This window comes from Streptococcus sp. CF8-6, assembly GCF_024295845.1.
Taxonomy (GTDB): Bacteria; Bacillota; Bacilli; order Lactobacillales; family Streptococcaceae; genus Streptococcus; species Streptococcus oralis_BO.
Genome location: NZ_JANCOF010000005.1, coordinates 80918 through 101300 on the forward strand (window position 1 = coordinate 80918; position 20383 = coordinate 101300).

General features: G+C 35.5%; 19 protein-coding genes and 1 pseudogene. 11 read left to right on the forward strand and 9 right to left on the reverse strand.

The window, feature by feature from the left end:
* Positions 1–207: 207 nt before the first annotated feature.
* The 4 genes from NML69_RS08220 to NML69_RS08235 all read right to left on the reverse strand — a co-directional run bounded on the left by NML69_RS08220 (position 208) and on the right by NML69_RS08235 (position 8759).
* A complete protein-coding gene (locus tag NML69_RS08220) occupies positions 208–1407 on the reverse strand; it encodes a hypothetical protein (protein ID WP_198458969.1) in 1200 nt (399 codons plus the stop codon).
* Between the two features lie 497 nt (positions 1408–1904).
* The gene (locus NML69_RS08225; RefSeq protein WP_254726291.1) at positions 1905–3080 is read right to left on the reverse strand and encodes a hypothetical protein; all 1176 of its coding nucleotides are present in this window, start codon (positions 3078–3080) and stop codon (positions 1905–1907) included.
* Positions 3081–3086: 6 nt separating this feature from the next.
* The gene (locus tag NML69_RS08230; RefSeq protein ID WP_254726293.1) at positions 3087–7787 is read right to left on the reverse strand and encodes a type ISP restriction/modification enzyme; all 4701 of its coding nucleotides are present in this window, start codon (positions 7785–7787) and stop codon (positions 3087–3089) included.
* 177 nt (positions 7788–7964) lie between these two features.
* Positions 7965–8759, reverse strand: a complete 795-nt coding sequence (locus NML69_RS08235; RefSeq protein WP_198458967.1) for a hypothetical protein — start codon at positions 8757–8759, stop codon at positions 7965–7967.
* 215 nt (positions 8760–8974) lie between these two features.
* Here NML69_RS08235 and NML69_RS08240 point away from each other — a divergent pair, with 215 nt between their 5' ends.
* The 3 genes from NML69_RS08240 to NML69_RS08250 are packed head-to-tail and all read left to right on the forward strand — an operon-like array spanning position 8975 to position 11934.
* Positions 8975–9748 carry a hypothetical protein gene (locus NML69_RS08240; RefSeq protein WP_254726295.1) on the forward strand — a complete coding sequence of 258 codons (774 nt, stop codon included), beginning with the start codon at positions 8975–8977 and terminating at the stop codon, positions 9746–9748.
* 13 nt (positions 9749–9761) lie between these two features.
* Positions 9762–11267, forward strand: a complete 1506-nt coding sequence (locus NML69_RS08245; protein WP_198458965.1) for a serine/threonine-protein kinase — start codon at positions 9762–9764, stop codon at positions 11265–11267.
* A 16-nt stretch (positions 11268–11283) separates the two neighbouring features.
* Complete coding sequence (locus NML69_RS08250) at positions 11284–11934, forward strand: hypothetical protein (RefSeq protein WP_198458964.1); 651 nt, start codon at positions 11284–11286, stop codon at positions 11932–11934.
* A 381-nt stretch (positions 11935–12315) separates the two neighbouring features.
* On the opposite strand, the gene rpmG is transcribed toward NML69_RS08250, so the two are convergent.
* From rpmG to NML69_RS08270, 4 genes are all read right to left on the reverse strand, one after another.
* Positions 12316–12465 (reverse strand): 50S ribosomal protein L33, encoded by a 150-nt coding sequence (rpmG, locus tag NML69_RS08255; protein ID WP_001265622.1) that lies wholly within the window; start codon positions 12463–12465, stop codon positions 12316–12318.
* Between the two features lie 15 nt (positions 12466–12480).
* Entirely contained in the window at positions 12481–12663 is a 183-nt protein-coding gene (gene rpmF, locus NML69_RS08260) for a 50S ribosomal protein L32 (RefSeq protein WP_000290417.1), read from the reverse strand.
* A 147-nt stretch (positions 12664–12810) separates the two neighbouring features.
* On the reverse strand, positions 12811–13011 hold the full coding sequence (locus NML69_RS08265; RefSeq protein WP_000796544.1) for a PTS ascorbate transporter subunit IIC: 201 nt from the start codon (positions 13009–13011) through the stop codon (positions 12811–12813).
* 2 nt (positions 13012–13013) lie between these two features.
* On the reverse strand, positions 13014–14021 hold the full coding sequence (locus NML69_RS08270; RefSeq protein ID WP_254726297.1) for an SPFH domain-containing protein: 1008 nt from the start codon (positions 14019–14021) through the stop codon (positions 13014–13016).
* A 184-nt stretch (positions 14022–14205) separates the two neighbouring features.
* On the opposite strand from NML69_RS08270, the pseudogene ilvD reads away from it, so the two are divergent.
* A pseudogene (ilvD, locus tag NML69_RS08275) lies at positions 14206–15992 on the forward strand (dihydroxy-acid dehydratase).
* An 83-nt stretch (positions 15993–16075) separates the two neighbouring features.
* Here ilvD and NML69_RS08280 read toward each other — a convergent pair.
* The gene (locus tag NML69_RS08280) at positions 16076–16417 is read right to left on the reverse strand and encodes a metal-sulfur cluster assembly factor (RefSeq protein ID WP_001204052.1); all 342 of its coding nucleotides are present in this window, start codon (positions 16415–16417) and stop codon (positions 16076–16078) included.
* A 167-nt stretch (positions 16418–16584) separates the two neighbouring features.
* Between NML69_RS08280 and hisS the strand changes: the two genes are divergently transcribed.
* The 7 genes from hisS (at position 16585) to NML69_RS08315 (ending at position 20366) form a co-directional block, all read left to right on the forward strand.
* Positions 16585–17865 carry a histidine--tRNA ligase gene (gene hisS, locus NML69_RS08285; RefSeq protein WP_042901954.1) on the forward strand — a complete coding sequence of 427 codons (1281 nt, stop codon included), beginning with the start codon at positions 16585–16587 and terminating at the stop codon, positions 17863–17865.
* 144 nt (positions 17866–18009) lie between these two features.
* Entirely contained in the window at positions 18010–18213 is a 204-nt protein-coding gene (locus NML69_RS08290; protein WP_000916944.1) for a helix-turn-helix transcriptional regulator, read from the forward strand.
* Positions 18213–18416: a hypothetical protein gene (locus tag NML69_RS08295; RefSeq protein WP_042901955.1), complete on the forward strand. Its 204-nt coding sequence runs from the start codon at positions 18213–18215 to the stop codon at positions 18414–18416. The genes NML69_RS08290 and NML69_RS08295 overlap by 1 nt, the downstream gene beginning before the upstream one ends.
* Positions 18413–18763 carry a PspC domain-containing protein gene (locus NML69_RS08300; protein WP_042901956.1) on the forward strand — a complete coding sequence of 117 codons (351 nt, stop codon included), beginning with the start codon at positions 18413–18415 and terminating at the stop codon, positions 18761–18763. Before NML69_RS08295 ends, NML69_RS08300 begins: the two co-directional genes overlap by 4 nt.
* A gap of 14 nt (positions 18764–18777) precedes the next feature.
* Positions 18778–19479, forward strand: a complete 702-nt coding sequence (locus NML69_RS08305) for a DUF3169 family protein (protein WP_254726299.1) — start codon at positions 18778–18780, stop codon at positions 19477–19479.
* A 9-nt stretch (positions 19480–19488) separates the two neighbouring features.
* Entirely contained in the window at positions 19489–20130 is a 642-nt protein-coding gene (locus NML69_RS08310) for a CPBP family intramembrane glutamic endopeptidase (protein ID WP_254726301.1), read from the forward strand.
* 17 nt (positions 20131–20147) lie between these two features.
* On the forward strand, positions 20148–20366 hold the full coding sequence (locus NML69_RS08315) for a hypothetical protein (RefSeq protein ID WP_254726303.1): 219 nt from the start codon (positions 20148–20150) through the stop codon (positions 20364–20366).
* Positions 20367–20383: the final 17 nt, after the last annotated feature.

Genomic DNA, 20383 nt, shown 5'->3' on the forward strand with positions numbered 1-20383 from the left:
TTTAAAATTATTGTCAAATATGAGCTCATTCATCCGACAAGACTATTATAGCCTAAATACTTTTTTTAAAAATTATGATATTCGTTAAAAAAAATCGTTCGTTCTAACGAACTTCCTAACGAAATTTCAAAAATAAAAATTATAATTACATACGAAAAGGAGAGGAAACACATCCTCTCCTTTTAAAAGACTAATTAGAGCCTCTCACTATATATTTAAAATTGTTTCTTCCATTTCAATAGAGACTGTATTTAAAAAAGTTTTTTGAATACTAGTCAGAGATTCACAAAGTGCTTCAATATCTTGCAAAATATTTTTCGCAAAGAAATTAATCGCTCTTTTGTTATTCTCTATCCGATAGTCAATTCTCAAATCATGCCCACTTTTATTTACTTCATTTATTTTACTATATAAATCTCCGCAACGTATTTCTTCTTCTGAAATAAATTGTTCTTCAAACTCCTCTACATTAATAAATGATGTTTTCACTATTTCTGCGTTTATTATTGAGTCCTGTTGAGCATTTGAATAATCTTTAAATAATCTACTTCTAGCATCAAGTAAATTTTTCACTATGAGTCCTAATGAAAATATCTGATTATTTTCAAGTCTACTAATCACATCAGGAATTATAATATTTGCTACATCTTCATATAACCAATCATTAATTCTCTGGCTTACCTCATGAAATTTTATAGGCTTTTCTTTAGAACCGGGAGGAACTGTTACTAAATATTTAATGATTTTATGCTTAAACGATAGTGTAAATTTGTCTTTTATGAATGCCCAAAAGAATCTGAAAATTTCATTGAAAGGAATAGATATATAGAATAAATCTTCAAAATTATCATTATTTAGAATGGCATTAATTGGTACAAAATTTTGACCAAAGAATCTTATTTCTCGGTCAACATATTCGTAAAAATGCATTTCTGAGATCTTTAAATCTGCAAGATTTTGCCTCTTTGTACAATACTCTGCAGAAAATGAGAAAAGGTTGCATAAACTTTTTTGCAACATTATATCCCGTTTATTTTTCGCTCTAATTCTAGGTTTCGGACCTTTTCTCCCTGCATCTAGATCATGTATAAAAGCAAGTCTAGAAGCGCTATAAAATATTAGATATAATAAACTTTCTAATTCCTCTTCTCCACCAAATATAAAATCAATTTTATCACATTTAAAAATTTCTATACAAGATTGAATAAACCCTTCAGTTATAATACTTGACGTTGTCATTTTCCCATTTTTATATTTATATTCAATAATTCTATCGTCTTCTTCAATTCTCTTTAAATCTGAGTTATTCCCAGGAAAGGTGCTTCTTTTATATCTTGATTTTTTTAAACAATTAGAAAAATTCTGTGATATCCTCCTTGCTAAAATCTGCTCAACTGGTAGATCCATATTGTCATATCCTTTCATAAAATAATTTTAAAAGCTTGCCTTTTATTCTATTTTAAACCACAGAATATGAAAAGTAAAACTATGATAGACAAAATCGAACATAGATGGTTTAGGTAGGTTAAGATAAGGAGTTTTCAAAACCACTTAAATTATTTGAGATATAATTAAATTATGAAAAATTTTAAAGAAAAAAATAATTTGGCAAATACAATGGCAAAGTGATAGACCATCTAAAACGTCGGATATAGTAGCAATACATGCTTAATTATTTCTTATACACTCCAGGATTTGAGCGGAACGATGTATTCTAAACGTCAAATAAATTTACATAACTAAAAAACTGCAGATTTAATCATACAGTTTTTATAATTCAATTTTGTATATAAAATACAATACTACACCGGAACGGAGAAATTATTCATTTTTGTCCATCAAGGAATAATACATTATGTTAGTCTAATCTTTTCATCCCTATTATCGATTAGTATTTATACACTTTAACTAAACATTTTTTTTACAAAAATAAGTGCCAGATAAAAAAGAATAAAAAACAAAAGTAAAATGTAGAAATACCAAGTTCCGAAGAACGGTAAAATGAAAATAATCAGTCCAAAGACACCCATAAAAAGCACAAATAAAATTATACTCGCAAAAATTGTTCTTGCCTTTGCCCCTCTGCCATTAGTCTTTGATATTGATACAATGCTATTAAGCCATCGTAATACAAAATTTTGTCTACTATATTCCATATCAGCACCTAGAAATAGGATTTGAAATATTATCCTTAACTTTTGTAGATCCATTTCAGATATAGGATAAGCAGCCACAGGGTTAATCTTATTCAGATTTATGGACAATTTATCTGCGCTTTTTTTAAACACAAAAACATATTCATTATTATTTAAAATTATATGAGGAATTCCAATAACATCATCTGAATGTTCTATAACCCATTCGCTCTTACCTAGTGATGATATAACTTCTTTAGGAAAATAAATTATATATTTTTTCTTTGTTCGAATTATTCTAATATCCAAAAAATAAATATTTTGATCCGTAAAGATTATATTATCTGAATTTAAATTTTTTGTTATACCCTTATTATTTTTAGAAAATTCTAATACATCCTTTATAATACGCTTCCCCTGTTTCTTGAGGCTATATTTTTCTACAATACTATTGGAACCATATAATATAAGAGTAAAAATAGCAAAAAGACCAAACATTAATAGAAGCACAATTAATAACGAAATTAAAATATCGTTACTAAAAGAGGGAATTATTTCATAAATTTTTTCTTTAAGAATATTAATAATGGAAATTAGATTTTCTAATTGAAGCCCTCCTAAATAGGCTCCCAATAAAGTTAAAAATGACATCAGAGTAAATGTACTTTTTTCCTTCGATTTAACATACGATTCTAAAGTCTCTTGATAAATACCCTCGTTATATAATTGGCATATCAAATCACTATAGATTAGTTTTAATTTAGGATAGTATTTTAAGTCATTAAACCTTAAAAAATATCCTGAATAATATTTACTTAAAATTCTTTCTATCATTTTATAAAATGGATTTTTTAATCTTTCGTTATTTTTATGCCTTTCGTAGAAAACCAGAAAAACGAGTAAAAGCGAAAAATTGAAAACCGACATTAGTTTCGTGATATCCATAATATTTTACTCCTCCACCTCAAATTTAGGCAAACTATTAATTAAATCAACTGTTTGGACAGATACATTGATGATTCTTAATAGTAAATTGAAGATATATTTTTCATCCTCACTATAGTCGTTTGGGTCATCTGTAATTCCTGATTTTTTATCAGTTTTAACTTGATACTGATCGATAATCCATTCAATAGCAGAGCGTCCATTCACAATATATTCATACGCTTTTTCAGGAATATTACTAATGGTGATGTCGCTGTTAAATATAATTGTGGATAAGTCATTCACCGATTTTCCTTTTTCATCACGCTTTTTAGCAAATCTCATCTTAGTTACTTTGTAACTTGGATTAACGAACGGTGTAATCTCTACTCCATCATAAACAGGGACTTCTTCATAGTTGAGGTGTAGATCCATCAAAGCCCTACCAACTTCAACATATCTCTCTTTATTTTGTGCAATAGGAATTCTTGCGAGGTCTTTCTTCAAATCGTTAGCATACTTCTCTTGGTATTCTTTAGAGTTTAGCAACCCATAGACATAAGCAAAGGTATCATCTAAATTTAATCCCAGCTTATCAGCAAATTCTTGATTCAAGTTATCATTATTTTGGAACAATGAAGTTTCATCAACTTCGTTGTCATAACGCATAAAACCTTGACCCTTTTCCATAAAATCATTACTCGGGATGCAATCAACTACCAACGGTGAGAAATCTCGTGTAGCTCCCCGACCTGTTGTATTGATGACGAGATTATCCTGACCGAATTTATTGTAGTAAAGACGGGCTTCTTCATTAAGCGCCTTATCATGATAGACCCATTTCTTAGTAAACGGCCTATAAAGGCTAAGTTTTAAATGACTTTGATGGTATTCTAGTTCAATATCATTTACAGCAAACCTTTCAAGTTTACGTGACCAGTTGATATAATCAGATTTTCTATTCAGCAAATCCTTTCGTTCATTAACTGGAATACTTTTCAAACGTTTCAACTCATTATTATAATTTTGAACAAGTCTTTCTGTATTTTGAGCTACTTTCTCTTTTGAATAGGCATAGACCCAAGCATCCCTACTAGTCAATATCCCCATTGAATTATTATTGAACACAGAAGTAGACTCTCCTGCTAAACTAGCATATTTCTGATAATTCGGATCTCTTTGATTGAGCCAATCGTTGTTTTCATCAGGAATAATCTCTTGCCAATCTAGTTGCGAAACATCGCCAAATCCAGAAATAATTGCTAGTTTTTCCTTTTGTGATAAATAATCACCAATATCATGATAGTGAAGTTTATGACTATCTGAGCCATCTTTTACTAGAATTGAAATTGCAACAGGAGTACGACTACCCGAACCAAAGATTTTCCCGCCTTCTCTTCGGGATTGTTCTCCTAGTGTTCTCTGGTCACCACGGAGATTAAAGATATAAAGATGATTATATTCTTCATAAAGTCCCGCTCGCAAGCCATCCGCTGAATTGGTATTAAGATAGTTGCCATTCGTCACAAACCCAATCACTCCTTGATTTTTAAGGCGATCTGAAGCCCAACGAAATGCTTTTACATAAGAATCATATAGTCCTTTTGTGAGCACTGCATTAGATTTAGCTACATAAGTATCTGCTAAGCGTTTATCTAATTTTGGATACGAGATATTTTGGTTATTGTCATTTTGACTGTTTTGTCCAATCGAATATGGTGGATTACCAATGATGGCAGTAATTGGTTTTTCTTGCTGGCGTTTTAGACGTTTGTCATTTGTACCAAAGAAAGAGTCATCAAGCGTATCTTCTGTTTCTGTTGATTCAAAGGTATCTGTTAATACAATTCCTTCAAATGGTTTATACGGTTCATCACCATTAAATTCATCAAATACAGCTTCAATATTAATAGCAGCAATGTAATAACTTAAGAGAACTATCTCATTTGCATGCAGTTCTTGAGTATATTTTCTTAAAATATCATTGAAAGTAATTTCACCACTATCCATCAGTGATTTCAAATAATGCAACGTTCTAGTGATAAATGTTCCGGTTCCAGTAAATGGATCTAAAATATGAACATTTTCACTCGCTAAAGTCTTACCAAAGTGCTTCCTCAAGACTACATCGACTGATTTGACAATAAAATCTACAACTTCTACGGGAGTGAAGACAATACCTAATCTTTCTGTGGTTGGTTTGAAACCGGTAGAAAAGAATTTATCGTATAGAGTAATAATGATTTTCTGCTTGGCTTGAGCGTTGTCAATTCCTTCTGCTCGTAGTCGAACTGAATCATAAAATGGTTGCAATTCTTTCTGCTCTTTTTCAAAACCAAATTGTGATAGTTCTTCTACAATTAGTTCCATCGCTGAACTTACTGGATTATTCTTAACAAAGCTGTACTCACCAAAAAGTGCATCAAAAATTGGCAAAGTAATCAAGTGTTGTGCCAACATCTCGATGGCTTGATTTTGATCAATGGATTCATTGATATTGTGCTGCAAACTATGCAAAAATTTATCAAAAGCAGATTGACTATCTGGATTTTGTTCTAAGATGAACTCAATTCCTTGAATGTGACGTCTAGCAATGTCAGCTACATCTTTTGACCAGTCTTCTAAGTAGCGTCTGTCCCCCACTTTTTGAACAATCTTGCCATAAATTGCTCCCTCGACAGCTTCCCATTCAAGTTCAAGTTCTGTTTGGTAAGCAACTATTGGCTCTTTCACATAACTATCATTGAAATTAGGATCGTCTGGTGCACCACCAACCCCAATAACTTGGATATTTTTGGGTTTTTGTTTATTTAATTCCAATTTATTAACTGTAGCCTCAAAACGTTCATCTACTGATCGTAAAGCGTTTAATACCTGCCAAATAACATCGTAAGTTTTATTGTTATCAAGAATTGTTTCAGGTGTTTCACCAGCAGGAACTACAATTGGTAGAATTATGTACCCATATTCTTTACTTTCAAATTTACGAATGATTCGTCCTACCGCTTGAACGATATCTACCTGTGATTTGCGAGGTGAAAGGAAGATAATCGCGTCTAGGTTAGGAACATCAATTCCTTCAGTTAGGAAGCGAACATTTGATAAAATACGTGCTGAATCTTCAGGTATATCATCGCTTGCTAACCAATCTAATGCCTCATTTTTCTCAAGGGCATTCATGCTACCATCAACATGACGAACATTAACAGAGTACCCTTCATCACTATTTAGATAGTCATTTACAACATTCTCAAACTGTTGTGATAGACGCTTACTATCTTCAATGGTTCGTGAGAAGGCTATAGCTCTTTTCATCGGTTCTCCAGAAACTTTATCTGCAAAACTTTCACGCTTAATCATTCCATTCCAAACACCAATGATACGTCCTACATCATCAATATTCAGCCCATTCTCTGAATCAGCAAGAGATTTTTGCATATCTTTCTGAACAACTGTTTCATCTACCGCTAGCACCATCAGCTTATAGTCAGTAAGAATATCATGACTAATGGCATCCCCAAAACCTAAACGATAGAATACACTACCATATAGGCTTTCATCATCCATACTAGAAATAACGATTGAATTTTCTTCAGCTTTTTTCTTAGTATCAGTACCATATAATTTTGGTGTTGCTGTTTGGTAAAGGCGCTTAATCCCTTTGACATTTAAATTACTGTGTACTTTTGTAAATGCTGATGCTTCATCTCCCAAAGCTTTTGCTCCTGTAGTTCGGTGAGCTTCATCTGCAATAATTAAATCAAATTCTGGGAATCCTTCCTTTCGAGCCTTTCCAAGAACATCAATTGACTGATATGTTCCGAATACAACTAACAGCTCTTTTTTAGGTCTATCCATTAATTCTAAATAATTTTCAACAACTTTTTTTGATGAAGTTGTTGCCGGATAACCTATATCACTAGCTTTAATTGTTATATTTGATTCATCCTGCTTGACACTTCCACGACTAGCATTTCTATCACTAGTAACTGCCATTGAAGACATAGTCATCTCTGTATCATTATTCCACCCTCTCAATGTTTGGGTAAGAAGTTGAATACTTGGTACTAAATAAAGAATAGTATACTGTTCTTTTTTAGCTTCCTTCGCCATTGCTTCAGCAATTTTTAAACTTGTAAAAGTCTTACCTGTTCCTGGAGCCATTATAAGTTGTCCACGATCATTTTCCTTAAAATGATTCAATGCAGACTGGATCGCACTTTCTTGATAATATCTTAGTTTCTTTTTAGCTTTAACAGTGACTATTTCTGGTGATTCAAAAGAGAATTTTGACCAATCAATTTGAGAATTTCTAAGATCCGAAAGCCCAATACGAATAACATCACTTCGGTCTGCTAGAGCTTTCTCAGCATTTTTGCCCCATTTATCAGTAGAAGCAACGATAATACCTGATTCATAATAGTCTTTCCCAAGTTCCCCTAAAAAAGAATCAATATTAGACTTTTGTATTGTATGATTATAGAACTTTGCCTGAATCGCTACCAATTCACCAGTATACTTTTCAGCAACTAAATCCACTCCTAGATCAACTTTGGGTACCCCAAATTCCTCTGGAACATCTGCTAGCATCCATACATTCTTAAACTCATTCTGGTATGTTGGTTCATTTTGAAAATAGGCACGTGCTAAATACTCAAAGTATGTTCCTCTATCACGTTGCGTTTCAGCAAGTTCATTAATCTGATGTACTAGGTTATCAAAAGTCATTTTATTTCTCCGTTTTGAAAGATAAACTATTATTTAAATAGTAGCCAACCAAAAGCTTACAATACTGTTTTTGTTACTATTATACCATACTTAGATAATTCATATTATTGTTATTTATAATCAGTAAAATAGCAACTATAAGAATAGTTGCTACAGGATTTTATGAAGGAGTTTAATTTATAGTTGGATTACTTTTAATAGCTTAGAATGAATTATTTTCCCATTAAAATACGATAATTTTTTTTCGATTTCAGAGATAAAAGCTATTCTAGCAGGAACAGATTTTTCCTTAGAATTATTTACATCGAAATCTTGCTCGCAAGGAATAAAGTTTAATTCATCCGATAAATGATTGAAAACAATTTTTGGAATTTTTAAACTACATAGATAATACCTAGTTTCATCATTTCGAAAAATTCTTAGGTAGAAGTTGTTCCACTTATCTTGCACTAGAAACAATCTGCATTCTCCATAATACATTACAAGATGGTCAGATTCTTCCATTTTTCTTAACTGTAATGATCTTCGAGGCAAGTATTTTCTAATACCATTTTCATTTGTCAATTCGTAATTTTCATCATCACCTTCATCAACATCAACATCATCATTAGGATTTTGATTTTGAGGTAGATTTACCACAATTATTCTATCATCTAAAATACGTTCTAACATTTGTTCAGCTCTGTCAGGAGCAATTTGATCATAGAATACTCTTAATTCTCTTCTAGCAGCAGGTTTAAGTAAGTACTCACAATTTTCTGTATGAACAGAGTTGGGGTAAGCAGCAAGGTAAATTCCATTACTATTCTCTTTTATAGATAATCGTACTTGTTTACACCCAGGACATAGTAGTTGACCTCTGTATCTGTCTCTTGTTGCTTGTTTGTTTCTATAGAATTCCTCTTCTAGTACGTGAAGTTCAAGTATTTCATTGTTGCTTATACAGTACTGATATTTATTTGTTTCAGGCATAATTATTCCTTTTTAATTATATAAATGAAAGGTAAAGATGTTTGTATTTTATTATACCATAATAGTACAAAATACTCTAATACATAAGGTATCCATAGTTGTTACTAAAGGGTAGGTGGTAGCATAAGCTAGTGAACAAAGAAATTATTTGTTGTAAGTGTATTAAGTGTAAAAATTTTAAGATGTTAATGTTATAATAAACTGGAGGAATTTTTATGGAAGAAAATTTAAACCCTAATATTGACCCACGTATACAATTCAAATTGTTACCACCAGCTACTATTATTAAAAATTTTGTTGATGGAGAGCCCGACTGTAATTATGAGAACTATTTACTAGAGCTACTTAATAAGTCATCTCATTTCAAAGATAAAGGGCAATCTCCTTTCTCTAAACCGTTAAATGAAAATAATGGTCAATGTGATGCAATATCGAAAAATTATGAAATAGACTTTAAATTATTATCATCTAGCACTAGATTACAAGCTAGTCATTTGTTTTCTCCGGGCATTAGCAATTATGGCGATGGTATAATTGGTATTCATGAAAGTAAAAAGAAATTCGGTGAAGTAAAAGCTACTCAGATTCATGTTGCATTCCGAACAAGAGATATATCAGAGCTCACTCGATTAGGGGAAAACTTTTTAAATATTAGAAAGTATGGTATTGAAAGAGATATCATAAAAGTGTTGAAAATGCTTGAAAAACAGAAAAACCTTTTATTATTTTTTCCATATTCGTTTGAGCTGATTGATATACTCGAGACAGATAATTCGGATGATATTATTGTAAGCGCGTTAAATTATGATTTCCACTCACTATTTGAATACAGAAGTTTAAAAGCGAAGGGATTTGATACCTATTTTGTAACTATATTTCAAGATAGATTTTATATTTTTTCTATTCTTGACGACATCCTCTGTTTAATTGAGAAAGTAGATTGTATGTTACTGCCTACATTTATTAAATTAAAGAATTACCATCTATAAGGAGGACGAGTTATTGATCAATCCAGATTTTTACAAAAGACTAGCAAAGATATTCTGTGGAGATGAGACAGAGCTGTTTACTTATAAATCAGGACCTCAGCTAGTTTCTTTTTTTAATACCCATTTCCATACTCAAGATAGTTATGGTCAGGGTTTTCCTACAAGATGGATATATGTGAATGACAAGCTGTTGGACTTTTCATCTAGAGGCATTATCAATTCATTTTTCAGCCTTATACTCAGCAAACAATATCTTTTAACAGAGCGTCAGATAAGTGAAGTGGACGCTATAGAGCATCAGCAGAAAATAATAAATGAATTAGATAAAATTTGTTCTGTTTATTCTTTAAAACTCTCAAGAAAAGGAAATGAATTTTATTTAGTAGAAATTGATTTAGATTTAGTTGAGATTGGAAAGGGTGGCTTTGCTGATATTTATTTCCAAAAATCTACAGGATTAGTTGTAAAAAAACTAAATGAGGAATCTGTGAGACGACAATCGTTGAGAAGTAGGTTAAAAAGAGAGTATGAAATAACTAAGTCTTGTTCGGATATTGAGAGTATTATTCGAGTATTTGATTTCGATAGTAGTAATTGTTCATACACAATGGAAAAAGCCGATGATACATTGGGAAATTATATTGAAGCAAGTGAGCTGACAGAGGATTCTAAACTCAATATATTGCGTCAAATACTTTATACTATGTCTCTTGTCCACCAAAGAGATGTTCTACATAGAGACTTAAGTCCGACCAATGTTTTTTTAGTGAATGGGATAATTAAGATTGCTGATTTTGGTTTAGGAAAAAACCTAAACACTCTGACATCTCATCAAACAATGGACACAACTTCCTTTGGTCAACTCTTTTATTGCGCACCAGAGCAATTAATGCTTTTAAAAGATGCCGATAAACGAAGCGATGTGTATTCGCTGGGACGTATTATTAATTTTGTTATGACTAAGTATCCTAATATTTCTTCTCATTCACTTCGTTCTGTTAGTGAAAAAGCTACGAATTTAGAACCTGATTATAGGTATCAAGATGCTACTGAAATGTTGAGTGCATTAAATGCATGGTTGAGAATTAGAAGCGACGATGCTTTTAAGAAGACAATATGGGAAAAAATTAGCAACGGTGTTTTTGATGACGACATAGAAAACTATATCTATGAAATGCCAGCAAGAGAGTTATGTCAAGCATGTATAAAAAAAAGTAATGTTTTTATTGAAAGCTTAATGATCTTTATGAAGTTAGATGATACCCATGCGATTTATATCATTCAGACGATTCATTCTAACTATGAGCAATATTTGAAACGATTTGAAGATGCAGACTCTTTTGCTACCCTTTCTTATAGAGTTCTAAAGGAACAATTTTCATTCAATGTTAAAGAAGTGGCTGCTCAGATTTTACACTATGTAGCTTATGAAGTTGGGCGCTTTTCTGCTCAGCGTAAGATAGATAACTTGATTGAAAATGGGATTGAACCAATGATTGAGTCAATATTAGAAAGATAGATCAGGAGGAAATGTAATGACAAATGATGAATATTTCAATGAAATAGAGACATATTTTAATAAATTAAGAGAATATCGTGAAGAATCAAAGACAATAGCTGAAGGTATTATTGGTGAAAATCTAACTGAAGATGATTTGTTTTTTATTTCTGCACTTAACAGACGGGTTCAACATATTGATGGAATAATAGATTTACTAAGAATGAGAAATCTGGCTTGTGTAGGAATTTTAGTACGAACACAACTTGATAACCTTATGAGAGTCTTCGCTGCTTTTATATCAGAAGATAGAAGAACCTTTATTAAAGAGAGTTTAAGTGGTAAAGCTATTAGAAATATGAGAGATAATCAAAACAGAAAGATGACTGATTTCAATCTTAAGAAAAGGATATCGGAGTATTATCCTGAGATTGAAGAAATATACAATAAATCATCTGGCTATGTTCATTTGTCTGAAGTCGCATTTCATGAAGCCTTTTGGGCCGAACGTTTTGAAAAAAGAGACAAAATTAAATTTTCAGTTGGATTTCCCCCAAGAGAAAAACTAAATCCTATTTTAATTGAATGTGCTGAAGTATTCTGTCACTTTACAGAGATTGAATATGATTTTTACCAAAAAATCATTGATTCAAAAAAAGTTTTTGATAATAAACAAAAAGAGATTTAAAAATCGATATGAACTATGTTGAAATTGAAATATCAATTTTGATAAAAATAGAAGATTTAATAATAAGATAAAATGAATTATGAAGATAGAGAATATTGCTTCAAAAATCACATTAATCTCAATTGCTTATGATTTATATGATGGTTCGTTGAACATTGATGATTGGAAAGCAAAGATTGAATAGATTATAAAATACAAAAACGCTCTAGACAATATGACTAGAGCGTTTTCTATATATCCGAACATCTAATTTATTTCACAAAAAATGTAGTCAAAAATGTAGTCATTCGGTTGATTTTTATTGCAATACATTGAATTTTGAAAATTCAAGAATCGCGTTAAATCAAGGTTTTTGCGTTTCTACTGAAACGTAATGACCCACTATTTAACCTCTGTAAACACAACGTGTTTGCGAAGTTTTGGTGAGTATTTCTTCAATTGAAGACGGTCTGGAGTGTTACGTTTGTTTTTAGAAGTAAGGTACAAGCGTTCACCAGATTCTTTGTGTTCAAGTGTGATATTTACGCGCATGGTATCTCCCTTCTATTATTCAGCTGATGCAGCTTTAGCGATTTTACGTCCTTTGTAGTATCCTTTAAGTGATACGCGGTGAGAACGTGAGTAATCTCCAGTAGTTTCGTCAAAGTTTACAGATGGAGCTGTTACTTTGTAGTGTGTACGACGTTTGTTTTTCTTCGCTTTTGAAGTGCGACGTGCAGGTACTGCCATTTTGATTTCTCCTTTTAAGATATAATTCAGTTAGGTTTGATTTTCATCAACTTTAATAGTATATCAAAACTTTTTTGTAAAGTAAAGTTACTTGACAAAAAAAGATGAAAAAATTCTCCCGTCTGACCCAGCAGACAGGAGAAGGTGTTAAATATCAATCTCAAATGGTTCGTCAATGGTTTCTGATACGTATTTTCCGTCTTTCTTCCGTTGTTTGACACATTCTGTGAGGAGATATTCGATTTGCCCATTGACTGAACGAAAGTCGTCTTCTGCCCATGATGCGAGTGCAGCGTATAACTTTGTTGAGAGTCGAAGGGGGATCTGCTTTTTTTTAGCTTCAGCCATCTTTAGTAAAGACTTCCTGCGTTGACAATTGGTTGTGCATCATGATTGCCACAGAGAACGACTAAGAGATTTGAAACCATGGCAGCTTTTCGTTCTTCGTCAAGCTCTACCAATTCCCCTTCATTGAGACGTTCTAGGGCCATTTCAACCATTCCTACAGCGCCGTCTACAATCATCTTACGTGCATCGATAATAGCAGATGCTTGTTGACGTTGAAGCATGACAGCAGCAATTTCTGGCGCATAAGCTAGGTAAGTGATTCGGGCTTCAAGGATTTCCAAGCCAGCATCCTCAACACGACTTTGGATTTCTTCACGAATACGTTTAGCTACAATCTCACTAGAACCGCGGAGACTACCTTCATCTGCTTGTCCATCCCCTGTAGTATCTACATTAGGAGACACATCGTAAGGATAGATGCGGACAATATTACGAAGGGCGCTATCACACTGCAATGAGAGATATTCTTTATAGTTATCAACGTTGAAGACTGCCTTAGCGGTATCGACAACTCTCCAAGTTACCGCGATACCGATTTCTACGGGATTTCCTAGACAATCATTGATTTTTTGGCGAGAATTGCTCAAGGTCATAACTTTGAGAGAAATCTGTTTCTTGCCAATTTCAAGGTTTACATCATTGCCATTTGATGATTTCATTCCTGAAAAAGGAGATTTTGTGCTAACATCACCACTTTGACCAAGTCGAGTGTGGTTTGCAGGGTTGACTGCTATGCTAAAAGGATTGACAAAGTAAAAACCAGGTTCTTTGATGGTACCTGTATAATTACCAAAGAGGGTCAAAACCAGAGCTTCCTGAGGTTTGACAACTTTTAAACCAGCATGAGCTAGAACTGAAATTAAGATTAATAAAAGACCGATAATAATTCCAAAAATATTTTCTGAACCAGCACCGATTACAAATATAAAAATGCCAAGTACGAGTGCCAACTCGATAAGTATCAAGGCTACTACACCATTTGGTTTTGAATTGATTAGTTTTTCAGTCATAAGAATGACCTCCTGTTATATGATATCTAAATGATATCACTTTAATTTATAAAGTCAAGAAATAAATGTAACATTATTAAAGAAAATATTACTGTATAGAATTTTCTGAAAATTCAAGAATTTTCTTCTGTTCATTGCCTTTAAAATGTGCTATAATAGTAAAAACTGAAATGGGAGGGATAAGATGACTGAATTAGATAAACGTCACCGCAGTAGCATTTATGACAGCATGGTTAAATCACCAAACCGTGCTATGCTTCGTGCGACTGGTATGACAGATAAGGACTTTGAAACACCGATTGTGGGAGTGATTTCGACTTGGGCGGAAAATACACCATGTAACATTCACTTGCATGATTTCGGGAAATTGGCGAAAGAAGGTGTCAAATCAGCAGGCGCTTGGCCGGTACAGTTTGGAACCATTACCGTAGCGGACGGGATTGCCATGGGAACGCCTGGTATGCGTTTCTCTCTAACATCTCGTGACATCATTGCGGACTCCATCGAGGCAGCGATGGGTGGTCACAACGTGGATGCCTTTGTCGCTATCGGTGGCTGTGACAAGAACATGCCTGGTTCTATGATAGCCATTGCCAATATGGATATTCCAGCTATTTTCGCCTATGGTGGAACCATTGCACCGGGAAATCTTGATGGCAAAGACATTGACTTGGTTTCTGTCTTTGAGGGAATCGGAAAATGGAACCACGGTGACATGACAGCTGAGGACGTGAAGCGTCTTGAATGTAATGCCTGCCCGGGTCCTGGTGGCTGTGGTGGTATGTATACAGCTAACACCATGGCGACTGCTATCGAAGTTCTCGGTATGAGTTTGCCAGGATCTTCATCTCACCCAGCTGAATCAGCTGACAAGAAAGAAGACATCGAAGCAGCAGGACGTGCTGTTGTTAAGATGCTGGAGCTTGGTCTCAAACCATCAGATATCTTGACTCGTGAAGCCTTTGAAGATGCTATTACAGTAACCATGGCTCTTGGTGGGTCAACCAATGCCACTCTTCACTTGCTTGCCATTGCCCATGCGGCTAATGTTGACTTGTCACTTGAGGACTTCAATACAATCCAAGAGCGTGTGCCTCACTTGGCTGACTTGAAACCATCTGGTCAGTATGTCTTCCAAGACCTCTACGAAGTCGGTGGGGTTCCAGCGGTTATGAAATATCTCTTGGTGAATGGCTTCCTTCATGGCGACCGTATCACATGTACTGGTAAGACAGTCGCTGAAAACTTGGCTGACTTTGCAGACCTTACACCAGGCCAAAAAGTCATTATGCCACTTGAAAATCCAAAACGTGCAGATGGTCCGCTTATCATCTTGAACGGGAACCTTGCCCCTGACGGTGCGGTTGCCAAGGTATCAGGTGTGAAAGTGCGTCGTCACGTTGGACCTGCTAAGGTCTTTGACTCAGAAGAAGATGCGATTCAGGCCGTTCTGACAGATGAAATCGTTGATGGCGATGTTGTCGTTGTTCGTTTTGTTGGACCTAAGGGTGGTCCTGGTATGCCTGAGATGCTGTCCCTTTCATCCATGATCGTTGGTAAAGGTCAAGGAGACAAGGTTGCCCTCTTGACGGATGGTCGTTTCTCTGGTGGTACATATGGTCTGGTTGTCGGACATATCGCTCCTGAAGCTCAGGATGGTGGACCGATTGCCTACCTCCGTACAGGCGATATCGTTACGGTTGACCAAGATACCAAAGAAATTTCCATGGCCGTATCGGAAGAAGAACTTGAAAAACGTAAGGCAGAAACAACCTTGCCACCACTTTACAGCCGTGGTGTTCTCGGTAAATATGCCCATATCGTATCATCCGCTTCTCGCGGAGCCGTGACAGACTTCTGGAATATGGACAAGTCAGGTAAAAAATAAACTCAGACTCTTCGAAAATCAAATTCAAACCACGTCAACGTCGCCTTGCCGTACTCAAGTACAGCCTGCGGCTAGTTTCCTAGTTTGCTCTTTGATTTTCATTGAGTATCAAAAAGCAAGCCATCTTCGGCTTGCTTCTTTTTATCTTCAAAAGTGATTTGCCTGCTTAACGAGGTGGCAGTCCAAGGGCAATACGGCCGTAGCGACTGATTCGTGTGATCTTCCAGGCAGGCGACCAGGTAACTTCAACCTTGACATCTTCGATACCCTCGATTTGTTTGAGACCTGCGACGATTTCGATAGGCAAGCTTTCGGCACAATCGCAGGCAGTATCAGTGAAAGTCATGACAATCTTGCAGAGACCCGTTTCATCTAGATTGATTTCATAAATCAACCCTAGATTGTAAACATCCAATTCCACATCTGTATCAAAAACCTTCTCTAGTTTTTCGATAATTTGGTCTTGTAAGGCCAAAGCGCGGTCATTGATTTTGATATCGTCTCTCATAACAGTCCCTCCACCTGATAAATATCCTCTATTTTCTCATAATTCTGACAATTTGGCAAGTTTTTGATGAATTTTCTGAAAAGACTCTCTTGAGATTTTCTACTCTCACTGTTTTAATCCCTCTATTTATGGTAAAATAAGACTATTAAGTTTAAAGAGGATTCCTTATGAAATTACAAAAACCAAAAGGAACGCAGGATATTTTACCTGCTGAGTCTGCTAAGTGGCAGTACGTTGAGGGCTTTGCCCGTGAGATTTTCAAGCGCTATAACTATGCAGAAGTGCGTACGCCTATTTTTGAGCATTACGAGGTCATCAGCCGTTCTGTCGGGGATACAACGGATATCGTAACCAAGGAAATGTACGATTTCTATGATAAGGGTGACCGCCATATCACCCTCCGTCCAGAAGGAACTGCGCCCGTTGTCCGTTCCTATGTGGAAAATAAACTCTTCGCACCAGAAGTGCAAAAGCCAAGTAAGTTCTATTACATGGGCCCTATGTTCCGTTATGAGCGTCCACAGGCAGGTCGTTTGCGTCAGTTCCACCAGATTGGTGTTGAGTGTTTTGGCTCTAGCAATCCAGCTACCGATGTGGAAACAATCGCTATGGCAGCTCATTTCTTGAAAGAAATCGGCATCCAAGGTGTCAAACTACACCTCAACACTCTTGGAAATCCTGAGAGCCGTGCGGCTTACCGTCAAGCCTTGATTGACTATTTGACACCGCTCAAGGAGACCTTGTCTAAGGATAGCCAACGTCGCTTGGAGGAAAATCCTCTCCGTGTCTTGGACTCTAAGGAAAAAGAAGACAAGGAGGCAGTGGAGAATGCTCCGTCTATCTTGGACTTCCTTGATGAAGAAAGTCAAGCTCACTTTGATGTTGTGCGTCAGATGTTGGAAAATCTTGGAGTAGATTACATCATCGATACCAATATGGTGCGTGGACTGGACTACTACAACCACACGATTTTCGAGTTCATCACAGAAATCGAGGGCAATAACTTGACCGTCTGTGCAGGTGGTCGCTACGATGGCTTGGTTGCCTACTTTGGTGGCCCTGAGACTGCTGGATTTGGTTTTGGACTTGGTGTAGAGCGCCTGCTTCTCATCCTTGAAAAGCAAGGTGTGACTCTCCCTATCGAAAATGCTCTAGATATCTATATTGCAGTCTTGGGTGAAGGAGCAAATGTTAAGGCCTTGGAATTGGTACAAGCCCTTCGCCAACAAGGATTCAAAGCAGAACGTGATTACCTCAACCGTAAACTCAAAGCTCAGTTCAAGTCAGCCGATGTCTTTGCGGCTAAGACCCTCATCACTCTCGGAGAGAGCGAAGTCGAAAGCGGACAAGTGACAGTTAAGAACAACCAAACTCGAGAAGAAGTTCAAGTGTCACTTGATGCTATCAGCCAAAACTTCTCAGAAATCTTTGAAAAATTAGGCTTTTAATAGTATTTAAAACTGGTCAGGACCTTACTCCTGACCTTTTTCTTTTACAAAATGACAAAAATCATAAACTTTTTGACAAATATACTTGTCAAAAAGAAAAAGATGTATTACAATGTAAGCAAGTTAAGAGAAAAGGAGAAAGGAATGCTTAAAAATCGTTTAAAAGAGCTTCGAGCTCGCGATGGTCTCAATCAAACCGAACTTGCCAAACTAGCTGGCGTGTCCAGGCAAACCATCAGTTTGCTAGAACGGGATGAGTACACCCCATCCATCGTCATTGCCCTGAAGATTGCTCAGATATTCCATGAGCCAGTCGAATCGGTCTTTCGCTTAGAGGAGGATGAGTGATGAACAAGTATAAAGTGATTTATTATCTTAGTATTCTTGTGTTTATTGCAAATATCTTTGTTATGATTGGAAGCCTATTTGGTTGGTTTACAATTGTTGAAAGTAAGTACCTCTTCTGGATTAACATAGTTTTACTATTAGTCTTTAGATGGGTAGAGAGAAAGATAAAGTTTAAAGAGATCGTAAAAGGAGAAAAGTTATGAAAGAGTTTTTAGCGGGTTTTCAAGTCGATACTGAACACAAAGAACTTGCCGGTGTTTGTGCAGGTTTAGCAAATTATTTTAACATTCAAGCCAATATCGTTCGTTTGGTGACAGTCTTGTTGTTTCTCTCTTCTACAGAGATTGGTATTTTAACAGTTACAGCCTATGCTTATCTAGCAGGTTGGCTTGGCAATGAACCCTTGGGGGATGGAGCAAAAAAAGCTAGAAACCAAGCTATTCTCTTACTTGCTGTTTGTTTGATTTTGGTATCACTTGGAACAGAAGGCTTAACCGCTATCTTCGAATCAGGTAAAGCTTTTGGTCAATGGTTGTCTGGCTTATTTTAGAAAGAGGTTGAAATATGGAAAAGAAACAAATCATTTTTGCACTGAAGATTTTTCTTGCAAGTGTTTTATTAGCAATATTTGCTGGTTTCCTTGGTGTTAATCCTTTAGGTATCAGTCAAGAGCAAGTAGTCGTTGCCTTGAAATCATTCTTTCTTGGTTTAGGGATGCTTACGGTGATTCTAACCTTTTATTTCACTAGAAAAAGCCATCAGGCTTATCAGAATTATCAAAGAGAGGAAGAGGATGAAGGAAATGAGCAAGACTACCTTGCTATGTATCGTTTCTTAGATTATGGTACAGTAGCTTGGAATGTTTGCCAAATTAGTATGCTATCCTGCCTACTTATAGATTTGGGAGCTTTAGGCCTATCAGCAGCATCCTTACTTTTGATAGTTTTAGGTATCTGGGCGGGTGCTTACTGTCTAAAAATCACCAGCAAGATTCGTAACTACAAACTTTCTGTTACGGCGACGCCTAAGGAGATTTTGGAATACCTCGATACTTATGATGAGGGAGAAAAACAGGCTGAAATGGAAGAAGCTTACTTGATCTTGTTCAAGGTCAATCAGATCCTCATTCCTGGTATCTATGTTGTCCTAGTAGTTCTATCTATGGTATTAGGACAAGTACAGTTGGTTGCTCTGCTCGTGGCAGTTGTCATCCATTTGTATACCAATGTTGCACAATTGCGAAAAACAAAACGTTATTTCAAATAGGAGTCTTTTATGAAACTACTTAAAAACCTTGGCTGGTTTCTGCTAGCTTTTCTATCTTTTGTCTTTGTGTATGGTTTTATTCAGAGTTTAGCGGTATCTTCGCTTGCTTTAGGAGCTTCTGTATATTCTGTTGTACTACTTTATACAGCCTTGTCAGGAGTCTATGTTTATTTCATTTATAAATGGTATAAGAAAGTTCCTGTCAGCATTTCACAGACAGGATTCAACCGATTTATTTGGCTCCCTGCCTTTGTTTGGTTGCTTGACCTCGGGATTCAATTCTTCCTTCCGAATGATCCATCACGCAACCAACAAATCGCTAGCAATTTGACCTTATCTCAACCAATCTTTGCTTTCTTCACTGTCGTTGTCTTTGCTCCTCTGACGGAAGAACTCATCTTTAGAGGAATCTTGGCGCGCTATATCTTTCCTAAGCAGGACAATAGCAAACAGACAGCTCTGTTTCTCCTTGTATCGAGTGTGCTTTTTGCCTTGATTCATTTTCCAGGTAGTTTGCAACAGTTTTTAGTCTATGCTAGTCTGGGATTGAGTTTGGGTCTTGCTTATGTGAGCCGAAAAGGCCTTCTTTACAGCATTTCTCTCCACGCTTTGAATAATTTAATCGGCTTTTTGATGATACTCATGCTATAATAGAGTCAGGAGGTCACATGAAACGAGTAATTTTATTAGCAGTGATACAGGCAGTCGTTCTCTTCTTTATCATCGGGGGGCTTGCCTATGCCTTTAAAGGCGACTTCTTTTACAACTATCTAGCAGTGGTTTTTGCACCTATTGCAGGAATCATGCGCTTTGCTTCGGCTTATGCGACGGAGATTGTTCTACCTAAAAAGGCAGCTGAGATTGCTGAAAAGCGTAAAAAAGGTTAAGAATCATAATCAGAGAA

Coding starts and splice junctions, on each gene's coding strand:
- NML69_RS08230 (WP_254726293.1), bottom strand. CDS start 7,787: ATGACTTTTGATAACCTAGTACATCAGATTAATGAACTTGCTGAAACG.
- NML69_RS08315 (WP_254726303.1), top strand. CDS start 20,148: ATGAAACGAGTAATTTTATTAGCAGTGATACAGGCAGTCGTTCTCTTC.
- NML69_RS08290 (WP_000916944.1), top strand. CDS start 18,010: ATGCTTAAAAATCGTTTAAAAGAGCTTCGAGCTCGCGATGGTCTCAAT.
- NML69_RS08235 (WP_198458967.1), bottom strand. CDS start 8,759: ATGCCTGAAACAAATAAATATCAGTACTGTATAAGCAACAATGAAATA.
- NML69_RS08305 (WP_254726299.1), top strand. CDS start 18,778: ATGGAAAAGAAACAAATCATTTTTGCACTGAAGATTTTTCTTGCAAGT.
- NML69_RS08295 (WP_042901955.1), top strand. CDS start 18,213: ATGAACAAGTATAAAGTGATTTATTATCTTAGTATTCTTGTGTTTATT.
- NML69_RS08310 (WP_254726301.1), top strand. CDS start 19,489: ATGAAACTACTTAAAAACCTTGGCTGGTTTCTGCTAGCTTTTCTATCT.
- NML69_RS08220 (WP_198458969.1), bottom strand. CDS start 1,407: ATGGATCTACCAGTTGAGCAGATTTTAGCAAGGAGGATATCACAGAAT.
- NML69_RS08280 (WP_001204052.1), bottom strand. CDS start 16,417: ATGAGAGACGATATCAAAATCAATGACCGCGCTTTGGCCTTACAAGAC.
- NML69_RS08225 (WP_254726291.1), bottom strand. CDS start 3,080: ATGGATATCACGAAACTAATGTCGGTTTTCAATTTTTCGCTTTTACTC.
- rpmF (WP_000290417.1), bottom strand. CDS start 12,663: ATGGCAGTACCTGCACGTCGCACTTCAAAAGCGAAGAAAAACAAACGT.
- NML69_RS08250 (WP_198458964.1), top strand. CDS start 11,284: ATGACAAATGATGAATATTTCAATGAAATAGAGACATATTTTAATAAA.
- NML69_RS08265 (WP_000796544.1), bottom strand. CDS start 13,011: ATGGCTGAAGCTAAAAAAAAGCAGATCCCCCTTCGACTCTCAACAAAG.
- NML69_RS08240 (WP_254726295.1), top strand. CDS start 8,975: ATGGAAGAAAATTTAAACCCTAATATTGACCCACGTATACAATTCAAA.
- hisS (WP_042901954.1), top strand. CDS start 16,585: ATGAAATTACAAAAACCAAAAGGAACGCAGGATATTTTACCTGCTGAG.
- rpmG (WP_001265622.1), bottom strand. CDS start 12,465: ATGCGCGTAAATATCACACTTGAACACAAAGAATCTGGTGAACGCTTG.
- NML69_RS08270 (WP_254726297.1), bottom strand. CDS start 14,021: ATGACTGAAAAACTAATCAATTCAAAACCAAATGGTGTAGTAGCCTTG.
- NML69_RS08300 (WP_042901956.1), top strand. CDS start 18,413: ATGAAAGAGTTTTTAGCGGGTTTTCAAGTCGATACTGAACACAAAGAA.